This window comes from Microbacterium sp. SYP-A9085, from assembly GCF_009649635.1.
Lineage (GTDB): Bacteria > Actinomycetota > Actinomycetes > Actinomycetales > Microbacteriaceae > Microbacterium.
Map to the genome: position 1 here is coordinate 751110 of NZ_WJII01000001.1, position 13273 is coordinate 764382.

13 protein-coding genes are annotated in these 13273 nt (G+C 71.4%); 7 read left to right on the forward strand and 6 right to left on the reverse strand.

Features of this window, described 5'->3' with window-relative positions:
• Positions 1–94: 94 nt before the first annotated feature.
• From GH740_RS03575 to GH740_RS03590, 4 genes are read right to left on the reverse strand one after another with little or no spacing between them, the layout of a single operon-like run.
• Complete coding sequence (locus GH740_RS03575; protein WP_153744651.1) at positions 95–1609, reverse strand: class I adenylate-forming enzyme family protein; 1515 nt, start codon at positions 1607–1609, stop codon at positions 95–97.
• Positions 1610–1669: 60 nt separating this feature from the next.
• Positions 1670–2080: a cupin domain-containing protein gene (locus tag GH740_RS03580; RefSeq protein ID WP_153744652.1), complete on the reverse strand. Its 411-nt coding sequence runs from the start codon at positions 2078–2080 to the stop codon at positions 1670–1672.
• A 9-nt stretch (positions 2081–2089) separates the two neighbouring features.
• Positions 2090–3091 carry a LacI family DNA-binding transcriptional regulator gene (locus GH740_RS03585; RefSeq protein ID WP_153744653.1) on the reverse strand — a complete coding sequence of 334 codons (1002 nt, stop codon included), beginning with the start codon at positions 3089–3091 and terminating at the stop codon, positions 2090–2092.
• Between the two features lie 23 nt (positions 3092–3114).
• Positions 3115–4317: a Gfo/Idh/MocA family protein gene (locus tag GH740_RS03590; protein ID WP_153744654.1), complete on the reverse strand. Its 1203-nt coding sequence runs from the start codon at positions 4315–4317 to the stop codon at positions 3115–3117.
• A 194-nt stretch (positions 4318–4511) separates the two neighbouring features.
• Here GH740_RS03590 and GH740_RS03595 point away from each other — a divergent pair, with 194 nt between their 5' ends.
• The 4 genes from GH740_RS03595 (at position 4512) to GH740_RS03610 (ending at position 8972) form a co-directional block, all read left to right on the forward strand.
• A complete protein-coding gene (locus GH740_RS03595) occupies positions 4512–5756 on the forward strand; it encodes an ABC transporter substrate-binding protein (protein ID WP_153744655.1) in 1245 nt (414 codons plus the stop codon).
• Between the two features lie 64 nt (positions 5757–5820).
• A complete protein-coding gene (locus GH740_RS03600) occupies positions 5821–6744 on the forward strand; it encodes a carbohydrate ABC transporter permease (protein WP_172978271.1) in 924 nt (307 codons plus the stop codon).
• Entirely contained in the window at positions 6741–7562 is an 822-nt protein-coding gene (locus tag GH740_RS03605; RefSeq protein ID WP_153744656.1) for a carbohydrate ABC transporter permease, read from the forward strand. Before GH740_RS03600 ends, GH740_RS03605 begins: the two co-directional genes overlap by 4 nt.
• A gap of 162 nt (positions 7563–7724) precedes the next feature.
• Positions 7725–8972, forward strand: coding sequence for an alpha/beta fold hydrolase (locus GH740_RS03610; RefSeq protein ID WP_153744657.1), 1248 nt, complete (start codon positions 7725–7727; stop codon positions 8970–8972).
• Here the strand turns inward: GH740_RS03610 and GH740_RS03615 are convergent.
• Positions 8915–10012 (reverse strand): zinc-dependent alcohol dehydrogenase family protein, encoded by a 1098-nt coding sequence (locus tag GH740_RS03615; RefSeq protein WP_153744658.1) that lies wholly within the window; start codon positions 10010–10012, stop codon positions 8915–8917. The genes GH740_RS03610 and GH740_RS03615 overlap by 58 nt on opposite strands.
• A gap of 1 nt (position 10013) precedes the next feature.
• The gene (locus GH740_RS03620; RefSeq protein WP_153744659.1) at positions 10014–10643 is read right to left on the reverse strand and encodes an NAD(P)-dependent oxidoreductase; all 630 of its coding nucleotides are present in this window, start codon (positions 10641–10643) and stop codon (positions 10014–10016) included.
• A 167-nt stretch (positions 10644–10810) separates the two neighbouring features.
• Between GH740_RS03620 and GH740_RS03625 the strand changes: the two genes are divergently transcribed.
• The 3 genes from GH740_RS03625 to GH740_RS03635 all read left to right on the forward strand — a co-directional run bounded on the left by GH740_RS03625 (position 10811) and on the right by GH740_RS03635 (position 13263).
• Positions 10811–11980 carry a PLP-dependent aspartate aminotransferase family protein gene (locus GH740_RS03625; RefSeq protein WP_153744660.1) on the forward strand — a complete coding sequence of 390 codons (1170 nt, stop codon included), beginning with the start codon at positions 10811–10813 and terminating at the stop codon, positions 11978–11980.
• Between the two features lie 231 nt (positions 11981–12211).
• A complete protein-coding gene (locus GH740_RS03630) occupies positions 12212–12901 on the forward strand; it encodes an acyl-CoA synthetase (protein ID WP_367640534.1) in 690 nt (229 codons plus the stop codon).
• Positions 12898–13263 carry an amino acid transporter gene (locus GH740_RS03635; RefSeq protein WP_216644889.1) on the forward strand — a complete coding sequence of 122 codons (366 nt, stop codon included), beginning with the start codon at positions 12898–12900 and terminating at the stop codon, positions 13261–13263. Before GH740_RS03630 ends, GH740_RS03635 begins: the two co-directional genes overlap by 4 nt.
• Positions 13264–13273 lie beyond the last annotated feature (10 nt).

Consider the following 13273-nt stretch of genomic DNA (forward strand, 5'->3'; position numbering starts at 1 on the left):
GCCGAGCCGAGGGGAATGGCCGAGGCGAGGATGCTTGCGCGGGATTCTCTCCTCGCCTCGTCCGATCCCCTCGGCCGGGCCGAGGGCCGGCCGCTCACAGCCGCACCGCCTGTCCCTGCGCCACCAGCTGCGCGGTCTGGCCGCGCCGGATCTTGCCGCCCACGGTGCGCGGCAGGCTCTCGACCCGGTACCAGCGGTGCGGCACGAACTGCGGCGCCAGGCGCGCGCGAGCCCACCCCTGCAGCTCCGCCTTGGTCGGCGCCTCGCCCTCGATGACGAGCGCGACGACGCTTCCCGCGCCCGGATCGGGGAGGGCGACCGCGCAGACGGCGGCCAGTCCCGGCATCCCGTCGAACGCGCGCTCCACCTCGGGCAGCGCGACCTTGTGCCCGCCGGTGACGGCGATGTCGCCGGCGCGGCCGATCAGCTGCAGCCGGCCGTCGACGATCCGGCCCTGGTCGTGGACGGTCGCCCACCCGTCGGCGTCCCGGAGCGCGGCATCCGTCGTTCCCCGCAGGTAGCCGTCGGAGCAGGCCTCGGCGCGGATCCAGACGGTGCCCGGGATGCCGTCCGGCACCGGGATGCCGTCGTCGTCACGGATCTGCGCGCCGATACCGTCGTAGACGGTGAGGAGGGTGCCGTCGCCGCCCCGGCTGTCGCCGATGAACCCGATCTCCGCGGCCCCGTAATAGCTGATCAGGCGCACCCCTGGGAGCACCTGCGCGAGCCCGGTGCGGATCGCCTCCGGGAGGTTCGCGCCGCCCGTGACGACGAGCTCGAGCCCCGCGAAGCGCGCGGGGTCCCTCCGCGCCGCGTCCGTCAGCGCACGGACCACGGCCGGCACCGCGACCACCCGCGTGATGCCCTCGTCGCGGATGCGGCGCCCCGCCGCGATCGGGTCGAACGCGTCGGCGAGGTGCACGGAGCCGCCGGTCGCCAGGCACTCGATCACCGCGTACAAGGTCAGGCTGTACGACACCGGGCCCGGCGCGAGCGTCGCGACGCCGGGCAGCGGCTCGAGGTGGGTGGCCGACACCGCGACATTGGCGCGATACTGCGCCCGGGTCTTCAGGAACGCCTTCGGGTCGCTCGTGGTCCCCGACGAGAACAGCATGAGGAACGGCTCGTCACCGGCGCGTACCGACGGCGCCGGCGCCGGCGCCTGGACCGTGGATGCCTCGCGGCGCCGGAACTCGTCCAGGCTCAGCACCGTCCCGGTCCAGCCGCGCTCCGCGAGCGCCGCGCCGAGGTCCCCGCTGTCGCTGATCACGAGCCCGATGCCGGTCGTCATGGCCACGCCGACGCGGTGGGCCAGCGGCCAGCGCGGGTCGATAGTGGCCGACACCGCGCGGTAGCCGGCCAGGCCCGCGACGATCCGCGCCGCATGGAACGCCGAGGTCGCGCTCACGGCGGTGATCGGGATGCCGCCGGTCTCGCGCGCGGGGATCGGCGGCGCCGTCTGCGCGCGGTGCGCGGCGTCCACCACCGCGAACATGCGCCGCGAATCCTCGACGAGGTCCGCGTAGGTCAGGGCGCCGTCGGTGCCGACGATCGCCGGCATCGTGGGATGCCGCGCCGCGACATCCAGCACCGCCCCCGTGATCGGCAATTCGGCCTCCCCGCGGCGATCGCCGCGGCGCCATTCTACGACGGGGTTTCTGGACCGGGTCTACCAGGGCCGGGGCCGCTCCTTGTCGAACCGGCTGTCGCGGCCGATGTCCGCGAGCGTGTCGCCACCGGAGCGCACGCACAGCCACCGCAGCGGCTCGGGGCTGTCCGGCAGCGCGTGCCAGGCCCGCATCACGCCCTGACCCACCCGCACGACAGTGCCGGCCTGCACGTCGATGACGTCCTCGTCGAGGGCCATCTGCCCGCGCCCGGCCAGAAACACGTAAAGCTCCTCGAGCCGCTCGTGCGCGTGCCAGAACGCGGACTGCGCGCCCGGCTCGGCGGCGTTCACGGACGTGCCGATGAACTGGGTGGGGATCTCCTTGTCGACGAAGCGCTTCGCGGTGGGCGCGCCGCCCGGATCCGTCCAGCTCGACGGTGCCCCGACCTGGATGACGTCGTATCCGCTCATGACGCCACCCTAGCGACCGGCGGGGACCGGCCCCGTCGATGCGCGCACCACGAGCTCGGCCGGGTAGTTGCGGAACATCGGCGAGAGCTCGCCGGAGACCAGCAGCGCGACGGCGTCGTTCGCCATCTCGTGCACGGGCTGCGAGACGCTCGTCAGCGCCGGCCACGTGTACGCGGCCTCCGGCGTGCCGTCGAACCCTACCACGGAGACCTCGCCGGGGATGTCGACGCCGCGCTCGTGCAGGGCGGTCAGCAGTCCGGTCGCCACCTGGTCGGATGCCGCGAACACGGCCGTCAGCTCGTCCCGGCGATCGGCCACCTGCAACCCCGCTTCGTAGCCGCCGCGCAGGCTGTACTCGCTGTGGAACACGGGCCCGGCGGGCACTCCGGCATCGGCGAGCGCTCGCCGCCATCCCGATTCGCGCGTGTCCAGGGGCGATTCGTTGCCGACGAAGGCGATGCGGCGGTGCCCGAGCGAGAGCAGGTGCTCCACCGCCAGCCGCGACCCGGCGATGTAGTCGGTGCTGAACGTGGGGTGGCCGGGGCGGGCGGTGAACTGGTTGACGTACACGAGCGGGATGCGGTTGCGCTCGATGATCGTCAGCTCCTGGGGCGTGAGCGCGTCGGCGCTGATGATGCCCTCGAGCTGCTGGGAGGTGAGCCCGGCGATCTCGTCGCCGTCGACGGAGCGGCGCTCGTGCGCATTGAGCGTGAGCACCATCAGATCGTGCGCGTGCGCGGCGCCGTCCACCGCGGACATCATCTCGGCGAAGAACGGGTTGCGCTGGTCGGGGACGATGAACCCGATCATCGTGGAGCGTCCGCGGCTCAGAGCCTGCGCGGCGGCGTTCGGACGGTAGCCCAGCGCATCCACGGCGGCCAGGACCCGGGCCCGGGATGCCTCGGAGACCGGCCGGTCGGACCCGGACAGGACATAGCTCACGACGGCAGTGCTGAGACCCGCCAGGCGCGCGACATCCGCGCGCGTGACCGTCCTGCGCCGACTGTCCATTCAGTCCCCCAAGATGCCGTGCGTCACGACTCCGGCGCGCTGCCGAAGTCGGGTACGTCCAGTCGCTCGCCATCGCGACGAACGGACTTGTGGGCGATGATACCTGGCACCGTGAACCGCGCCGCTCGCCACGCGTTCACCGGCGGCTGGATGCCGCTGATCACGGCGGTCGCGAAGTCGTCCACGAGGAAGTGGTGACTGCCCTCATGCCCGTTCGGCAGCGTCGCCAGCGCCGCCGGGATCCGTGCCCGGTCGTGCACGGGCGCGTACCCGGACACGAACGCGGGCCGCAGGTCGGGGGAGATGTGCGCGAGCTGCGGGTCGCCGACGCCGAGGGTGGCCGTGGTCTCCACCATCGCCGAGACGTCCTGCACGCCGTCGCGGGTGTACCAGAACGCCGCCGTCGCGACCTGCTCGAACGAGGCCTCCGTGCCGAAGAACCGGAACCGGGACTCGCGGATGTGCGAGGGATACCCCACCCGGCGGAACTCGTTCGTGCGGAACGATCCGCCGCCCGCCACCTCGAACAGCGCTGTCGCATTCGACACGTCGTTGTCGAACATGCTCACCGCGCGGTCGAACACCCCGTCGCCGCGGCCGTCGTGGATGCCGACGCCCACCGCCTTGGTCACGTGTGTGTCCCACGCGCCCAGCACGCCCCCGATCGAGTGCGTCGGGTACAGCAGCGGCGGGTAGCTGGCGGTGCGCTTCCACTGGTCGCCGCCGCTGAACCGGTACGCGTCGTAGAAGCCGAGGTCCATGTCGTGCACGTAGTCGCCCTCGGCGTAGAACAGGGTCCCGAACTGGCCGTCGGCGTTGCGCTGCCGCGCGAGCACCGTGGCGGGGTTGTAGAAGCTCGTCTCGCCCATCATGTAGATCCGGCCACTGGCGGTCACCGCGTCGATGATCGCGCCGATCTCCTCGACGCGGATGCCCATCGGCACGGTCGAGTACACGTGCTTGTCGGCGCGCAGCGCCCGCACCGCCAGCTCGCCGTGCGTCCACCGCTGCGTGAACAGCGCGACGGCGTCGATCCGCGGGTCGGCGATCATGTCCTCGAACGACGCGATGGTGCCGGCCAGGCCGTACAGTGACACCAGGCGGGCGGCCCGTTCGGGGCGCAGATCGGTGACCCACACCTCGCCGATGAGAGGATGCCGGCGGAACAGCGGGGCGAACGAATCGGCGAACTGCCCCGCGCCGACGACCCCGATCGTGAACGGCATGCGCTCTCCTCTCCGACCCGGATGATCGCCATGGTCACCCTAGCTTCACGCGCAGGGTTACGCGCGTCAAGCGCCGGAAACACGAGGGACGCTGATTTTCACCGGGATTACTCGACTAAAACTTGTCAAGGCAATGTTACGCGGGTAGATTTTCCGGACACCATCCGGTTCCACAGTCACGAGGGAGTGCGACGATGCCCGCACGCACGAAGGCGCCCGCGATCCTCGCCCTGGCGGCGAGCCTCATGCTCACCGGATGTGCGGCCGGCGAGGGCGGCACCGGAGGCTCCGCGACGCTCGAGATGCAGACCGGCCTCGGCGCTGCCGACCCCACCCTTCAGGTGCTCACGGACATCACCGGCACGTGCACGCCCCACGGCGCGACGATCGAACTCGTCCCGATGACGAACACGTACGAGGCCGACATGAAGACCCGGATGGCGGCCGGCGATCTGCCCGACATCTGGTCGACGCACGGCTGGTCGCTGCTGCGCTACAGCCCGTTCCTGCAGCCCCTGAACGACCGCTCGTGGGCCGCCAACGTGAACCCCGCGCTGAAGCCGGCCATGGATGACAAGGACGGCCGGTTCTTCGCGCTCCCGCTGAACACGGACCTCGCCGGGATCCTCTACAACGCCGACACGCTGCGCGCCGCCGGGGTCGATCCGTCTACGCTGACGACGTGGGATGCCTTCACCGCCGCGCTGGGGACGCTCAAGAGCGCGGGGGTCACCCCCATCGCCTCGTCCTCGAAGGACTCGTGGATGGCGGGCAACATCGCCGACTTCATGGCATCCGGCGCCTTCAGCGACAGCGACCTCACCCAGTTCACGAAGGGGACGTTCGTCTCCGCCGGGTACACGCGGATGCTGTCGGTCATCAAGCAGTGGGCCGCGGCGGGGGATGTCAACCCGGACTTCTCCTCGATCACGATGGACGAGATAGGCCGGGCGCTGGGCTCGGGCCACGTCGGCTTCGTGTTCGTGCAGAACACGCTCGCGAACACGGCGCTGCAGCAGAACCCGGACGCGGCGCTGGGCTTCATTCCGATTCCGTCGTTCGTGGGCGACCCGTACTTCGTCGGCGGGGAGGGCACCGCGTACGGCGTCTGGAACAAGAGCCCGCACAAGGCGCAGGCGCTGCAGTACCTCGACTGCCTCGCGAAGCCCGCGAACATCTCGAAGCTCGCGAAGGCGCTCGGCGCCATCCCGGGCCTCACCGACGCCACGACAGACCTCGGCGTGCTGCAGCACAGCTACGACACTCTCGTGAAGCCGAACACGTACGACCTGAAGCCGTACTTCGACCGTGTGTACCTGCCGAACGGCATGTGGGACAGCATGGTCACCACGACGGGGGCGGTGATCACCGGTCAGTCAACGCCGCAGGCGGCGACCGACCAGGTGGCGCAGCAGTTCTCGTCGCTGTACGGCCAGTGACCACCGGGGACGGTGAGAGGTGGCGGGGCCGTTGGGGGGCGTCCCGCCACCGGGGGGAGGAGCGATGACGGGGGTCGCTCCTCCCCTGGTCGGCGGTCGGCAGCGAACGCACCGTGCTCTGCACGTGCGACGGCGGGTGAACCTGCTGTATCTGCCGGCCGTCGCGGTGTTCGCGGTGTTCACGGTGTACCCGCTGATCAGCGGCATCCTTATCTCATTCACGAAGTGGGACGGGTACAGCCCGCAGCGCGCGTTCGTCGGGATCGCGAATTATCTGCACCTGTTCTCGGACCCGCTGGTGGGCCACGCGCTGCTGAACACTTTCGCGTATGGGTTCGGGTCGACGATCCTGCAGCAGGTGGTCGGGCTCGCCCTCGCCCTCGCGCTGGACCGGGCGCTGCGCGGCCGCAACGTCGCCCGCGCGATCGTGTACCTGCCGGTGCTCGTCTCACCGGTCGTGATGGGCACTATGTACTACCTGCTGTTCTCCTACTCGTACGGCGGGCTGAACGACATCGTCACGGCCCTCGGCGGGCAGCGGGTCGCGTGGCTCAGCGACGCCGGCTCGGCGGTCACGATCATCGTGCTGGTGAACTCGCTGCAGTTCGTCGGCATCTCGATGGTCATCTACCTGGCGGGGCTGCAGTCGATCCCGGTGATGTACCACGAGGCCGCCCGCATCGACGGGGCCGGAGCCTGGCGCCGGTTCACCGGCATCACGGTGCCGCTGCTGCAGCCTGCGTTCGCGACCAGTGTGGTGCTGAACCTCATCGGCGGGCTGAAGCTGTTCGACGTGATCCGGGTGATGACCGGCGGCGGTCCCGGCTATGCGACGGATTCGATGTCGACGCTGATCTCGAAGTTCTACTTCGACAACCAGAACGCCGGGTATGCGTCGGCGCTCGGGGTCGCGCTGTTCCTCGTGATCGCGGTGTTCACGCTCGCGCTGAACACGGCCCTGAACCGGCGTCGGCTGGAGCAGGCATGAGAGGCCGGCTCGGGACCGCGAGCCTCGTCGCCGGGCTCCTCCTCGCGTGCGCGGTGCAGCTGATCCCGTTCTACGTGACGCTCACGACCGCGCTGAAGCCCCGCACCGACCTGTCCTCGCAGTGGCTGATGCCCACCCGCGGGATCTACTGGCAGAACTTCCAGACCGCGATAGTGGACGGCGGGATCCTGCGCGCGATCGGCAACAGCGCCATCGTCACCGTGGCATCCACGGTCCTCATCTGTCTGCTGGGCGCCCTGGCCGCCTATCCGCTCGCGCGCCGGCCGACGCTCGGGAACCGGCTGGTGCTCGGCGGCATCGTCGCGCTGATCATGATCCCGCCGCTGAGCATTCTGGTGCCGGTGTACACGCTGATGGCGCAGCTGGACTGGATCAACACGTACGGGGGCGCGGTGGCGCTGATGGTGGCGTCGCAGCTGCCGCTGAGCATCTTCCTCTACACGCATTTCATGCGCAGTCTCCCGCTGTCGGTCGAGGAGGCCGCCACCGTCGACGGCGCCGGAACGCTGCAGGTGCTGTTCCGGGTCGTGTTCCCGATGCTGAAGCCCGTCACGGCCACGGTCATCATCCTCACCAGCGTCACGGTCTGGAACGAGTACGCGCTGAGTGTGTTCGTGCTGCGCGATCCCGCGGTGCGCACCACCGCGCCCGCGATCGGCACGTTCTTCGCGAGCCAGGGCAGCAACCCCAACGCCGCGGCCGCCGCGGCGCTGCTGACCGTCATCCCGGTCCTGGTGGCCTACCTCGTGCTGCAGCGCTCGTTCATCAAGGGCATGGTCGCCGGCGCCGAGCAGTGACGAACCGCGAGAGTGCATCTGACGGACGAAGATGCGGTAAATGACCGCTCCCTCGTCCGCCAGATGCACTCTCGGCGTCCGTGCGCGGCCGTGCGGGGTCGCGTCGGGCGGGGCGGGGCGGGGGCCGGTGGGGCCGGGCGGGGCGCCCGTAGACTCGGGCGCATGGCCGTCACGACTCGCCGCATCCTGGACCTCACCGTCGAAGACCACACCATCACCGTCCCGCTGGTGTGGGGCGACGCGGCCGACACCCGCACGATCGAGGTGTACGCGGCGGTCGTGTCGCGCGAGGGCGGCGAGGATCTGCCGTACCTCGTGTTCCTGCAGGGCGGGCCCGGCCACGAATCGCCGCGGCCGTTCCACTGGCCGACCGCGCCGTCGTGGCTGGATGCCGCGCTGAAGCACTACCGGGTGGTGCTCATCGACCAGCGCGGCACCGGGCGCTCCACCCCGGTCGGCGACGCCGACCTCGCGCGCGGCGCCGACGAGCTCGCCGAGCACATCACGCACCTGCGCGCCGACAGCATCGTGCGCGACTGCGAGGCCCTGCGCGAGCACCTGGGGGCGGCGACCTGGAGCGTGCTCGGGCAGTCATTCGGCGGCTTCACGTCCCTCGCGTATCTGTCGACGGATGCCGCGTCCCTGCGCGAGATCTACGTCACCGGCGGGCTCTCCGCCATCGGGCGGCACCCCGACGAGGTGTACGCGCTCACGTACGACAAGCAGCGCGAGGGATCGGAGCGCTACTACCGCCGGTTCCCGCACCACCGCGACACCGTGCGCCGACTTGCGGACCTCGCCGCCGACGGCCGCATCGAGCTGCCCGACGGCGAGGTCGTCTCCGTCTCCCGGCTGCGCTCGCTCGGGATGCTGCTGGGCACGAACGACGGGTGGCAGACGCTGCACCACCTGCTCGAGGAGGAGCCGCACACCAACGCGTTCCGGTACGACCTGTCCGCCGCACTGCCGTTCTCGGCCCGCAACCCGCTGTACTTCGTGTTCCACGAGTCCAGCTACGCCGACGGGCACGCCACGCGCTGGTCGGCCGAACGGGTCGAGCCCGACGACTTCCGAGAGGATGTCACGCTGCTGACGGGCGAGCACGCGCGCAGCGAGTGGCTGGACACCGTGCCGGGGCTGAAGCCGTGGAAGGATGTCGCGCTCGCCGTCGCCGAGATCGAGTGGCCGCAGCTGTACGACGCGGACCGGCTCGCGGCATCCGACGCCCGCGGCGCCGCCGCCGTCTACGTGAACGATCTGTACGTGCCGATCGAGTTCTCGCTGCAGACCGCCGCGCTGCTGCCCGGCGTCATCCCGTGGATCACGAACGAGCACGAGCACTCGGGGCTGCGTCAGGGCGAGGTGCTCCCGCACCTGATCGACCTCGCGCACGGCCGCCGCGTGCGCTGACGCGCCCGCGTGAGCCGCTGCGGCTGCAGCAGCGTCTTGATCGCGCGCCGCTCGTCCATCGCGCGGTAGCCTTCGGCCACCTCGGACAGCGGCAGCGTGAGGTCGAAGACCAGGCCCGGCTCGATCTCGCGGTGCCAGATCCGGTCGATGAGATCCGGCAGGAAGCGGCGCACCGGTGCCGGGCCGCCGAAAAGGTGCACTTCGCTGTAGAACAGCAGGTCCCCCGGCAGCGTCACGCCGTGCGCGACGCCCACGAACCCGACGTGGCCGCCGGCGCGGGTGGAGCGGATCGCCTGCAGCATCGACTCCTGCGTGCCGACGGCCTCGATCGTCGAGTGCGCGCCGAGGCCACCGGTGAGCTCCTTTATCCGTGCGACGCCGTCGTCGCCGCGCTCGGTCACGATGTCGGTGGCGCCGAACCGGCGGGCCAGCTCCTGCCGGTCGGCGTGCCGGCTCATCGCGATGATCCGCTCGGCGCCGCGGGCGGCTGCCGCCATCACGCCGAGCAGGCCCACGGCGCCGTCGCCGACGACGACCACGGTCTTGCCGGGCCCCGCCTCGGCCGCTTCCGCGCCGAACCAGCCGGTGCCCAGGACATCGGATGCCGCCAGCAGCGACGGGATGAGGTCGGCATCCGGCTCACCCGGCGTCGCGACCAGCGTGCCGTCGGCCAGCGGGACCCGCAGCCGCTCGGCCTGTGCGCCGAGCGCTCCCATCGGCACGACATCCACGCACCGCGATGGGTAGCCGGCGCGGCAGATCTCGCACGTGCCATCGGATGCCATGAACGATCCGATCACGAAGTCGCCGGGCTTCACGGTGCGCACGTCGGCGCCGACCTCTTCGACCCAGCCGACGTACTCGTGACCCATCGGCCGCGGCCGCCGGATGGCGTCGTCGCCGCGGTACGGCCACAGGTCCGACCCGCACACGCATGTTGCGGCCATCCGGATCACGGCGTCCGTGGGCTGCTCGATCCGCGGGTCGTCGCGTTGTTCGTAGCGCACGTCACCGGGTGCGTGGATGACGGCTCCGTACATGTCAGTCCTCCTTCGCGGCGCCGGGGGCGGCATCCAGCCGCGTCGTCCCGTCGTCGGTGATCACGAGTATCCCGCTCGGTTCGTGCAGGGCGGCGGCGGTCTCCTCCGCGGCTCGCTGGATGTGCACCTGCGGCTTCCCCGGCGGCGTGGTCGGATGGAACGTGCCGGGCCCGTAGAACTGCCCGTAGCGCAGCACGACGCCGCCGTACGCGAGCACCGAGCGCTCCAGCTCGGCGACCGCGGCCTGTCCCGGCCCGTCCGGCATCGGCCAGGCGACGCTCTGCGCGAGCAGCCGCGGGGTGGATGCCGCGCGCGCGGCCGCGATCAGGTTGTGCGTGCCCTCGATCCGGATGCGGGTGTGACGCTCGCGGAATGCGGCGATCTTCGCGGGATCGTCCGGCAGGTCGGTGAGCTCGTGGATCACGACGCCCGGCTCGAAGCGCACGACCGCATCGGTGAGCGCGTCGGTGTCGTACACGTCGCACACGACGGGCTCGGCGCCGAGTTCGGCCAGCCACGCCGCCTTCGCCTCGGTGCGGGTCAGCCCCGCGACGGTGTGCCCGTCGATGAGCAGGAGCGGGATGAGCCGGCTGCCGATCACGCCGGAAGCACCGGCCAGGAAGACGCGCATGGTCCGATCGTAGGCCGGTCGAGGTCGCCGCGGAGGGGCGGAAGCGACGGCCGGGGATGCCGCGACCGACGGCCGGGAACGCCGCGCGGCGCCCGGGGATGCCGCGCGGCCCGCACCGCCGCCCGGTCCGGTGCGGGCATCGCGCGGGACGGGGATAGCGTTGGCGCATGGGACTGACTGATCTCCACTTCGACACCGTCGCCGTGCACAGCGGCCGCGAAGACCTCGACGCGATGGGCGTGCACGCCCTGCCGATCGACCTCTCCACGACGAACCCGCTGCCGGACATCGGCCGCGGCGGCGACTCCTACGAGTCGATGGCCACCGGCGGCCGCCCGCTCGCGGACGGCGGGATGGTGTACGCGCGGCTGTGGAACCCGACCGTGGCCCGCTTCGAGTCGGCGCTGGCGGCGCTCGAGGGCGCCGAGGCCGCGGTGGCTTTCGCATCCGGCATGGCGGCGACCACGGCGATGATCATCGCGCACACGGGGACCACCGGCAAACGCCACGTCGTGGCGGTGCGCCCGCTGTACGGCGGCACCGACCACCTGCTGGAGTCGAACCTGCTCGGCACGCAGACCACGTACTGCACCGAGGACGAGGTGGGCGCCAGCATCCGCGACGACACCGCGCTCGTCGTGATCGAGTCGCCGGCGAACCCCACCCTCGACCTCGTCGACATCGCGAACGTGGCCTCGCAGGCCGGGGACGTCCCGGTCGTGGTCGACAACACGTTCGCGACGCCGGTGCTGCAGAACCCGCTCGCGCTCGGTGCCGCAATGTCGCTGCACAGCGCGACGAAGTACATCGGCGGGCACGGGGATGTCATCGCCGGCGTCATAGCGTGCGACGAGGCGACCGCCGTGAAGCTGCGCGGCGTCCGCGCTATCACGGGCGCGCTGCTGCATCCGCTGGCCGCGTACCTGCTGCACCGGGGCCTGCAGACGCTGCCGCTGCGCATGCGCGCGCAGCAGGAGTCGGCGGCGCGGATCGCGGTGTGGCTGCAGGGACATCCCGCCGTCCGGAAGGTGCACTACCCGGGCCTGGACGGCGACCCGCGCGGGATAGTGGCGCGGCAGATGCGCGGCACCGGGGCGATGCTGGCGGTCTCGCTGCATGGCGGATACGCCGCCGCGGACGCACTCACCTCGAAGGTGCGGCTGTTCACGCACGCCGTGTCCCTGGGCGGCGTCGACTCGCTGATCCAGCTGCCCGCCGCGCTCACGCACCGCCCGGTGGCGCCCGAGGCGCGGCCCGGCGCCGACGTCGTGCGGATCTCGATCGGCCTGGAGTCCGTCGACGACCTGATCGCCGACCTGGACCAGGCCCTGTCCTGACCGCGGGGGTCCTGCCTCGCGCGTCCCGCTCCCGCTCGTGACCGCGAGAGTGCATCTGACGGACGAGAGGGTGGCTTTTTACCGCTCCCTCGTCCGTCAGATGCACTCTCACAGAAGGGGTGCCAGACAAGGGGTGCCGGGCCCGGGGATGCCGCGGCCGGCATCGGAGCGCACGACCTAGACTGGAGAGGTCGGCTCGCGATCCGCGGGCCCTTCTGTCGAGGAACCACCGTGCCGTCTGCAACTCCCGTGCGCTCATTCGAGGCGCGCCACCTGCAGATGGCGCGCGCCATCGCCGCGGCGCTCGCGGCGGCGATGATCACGTTCTCCCCGGACCACTCGTCCGCGCTCGGGCTGTCGGTGTTCAGCGGGTTCGCTATCCTCTCCGCCCTCGTCCTGTTCCTGTCGGCGTGGCTCGTGTTCCCGTCCGGTGCCCGCGGCACCGTGCTCCTGCTGGGCGCCATCGACGTGATCGCCGGCATGGTGGCCGGGGTCGGCCCGCTGCGCAGCGACGCCCTTTTCTACGCGGTCGTGATCTGCTGGGCCGTGGCATCCGGTCTCGCCGAAGGCGTCTCGGGCCTTCTCGCCCGCCGCGCCGCCCAGACCACGCCGGCCCGGTCGCAGGCACGGGATGCCATCGTGATCGGCGCCCTCGGTGTCCTGCTGGGCGCGGCCCTGATGATCCCGGCGGGCTTCGCGCTCGCCGTCCCCGGCGGCTACGCGCTGCACTACACGGTGGCCGAGGCGCACCAGGCCTTCACACTGACCGGCATGACGATCGCCGTCGGCGTGTTCGGCGGGTACGCCGCGGTCGTCGCCGTCTACCTCGGCATCGCGGGCTTCTCACCCCGCGAGAGCGAGGATCCCGTGCGCGCGGCCGACGCCGCCGCATCCGATGAGCATTCCGGAGGTGCCGCATGAGCGGACAGCGCCCCACCCGACGCCGTGACCTGATGAAGCCCGCCCAGCTGCTGGGCCTCGCCGTGATCGCGGCCCTGTTCGCGGGCGTCGTGACGCTCGTGTCGATGGGATTCTTCCAGTCGCGGTTCCCCGGCGAATCGCAGCACGCGCTCATCGTGGGGCTGATCGTGGCGGGCGTCACGTTCATCGTCACGATCCTCGTGATTGCGCTGCTGCTGCTCGTGGTCCAGCCCGATCAGGTCACCCACACGATCGACCGCCCGGTGCTCGTCGCGCGCGACGAGGCCGTCGCGAAGGAGAAGGCGGCGCGGGATGCCGCGGCCACCCGGTCCGCCGACGACGACCGCGGCGCCGGGCACTGAGCCCAGGCGC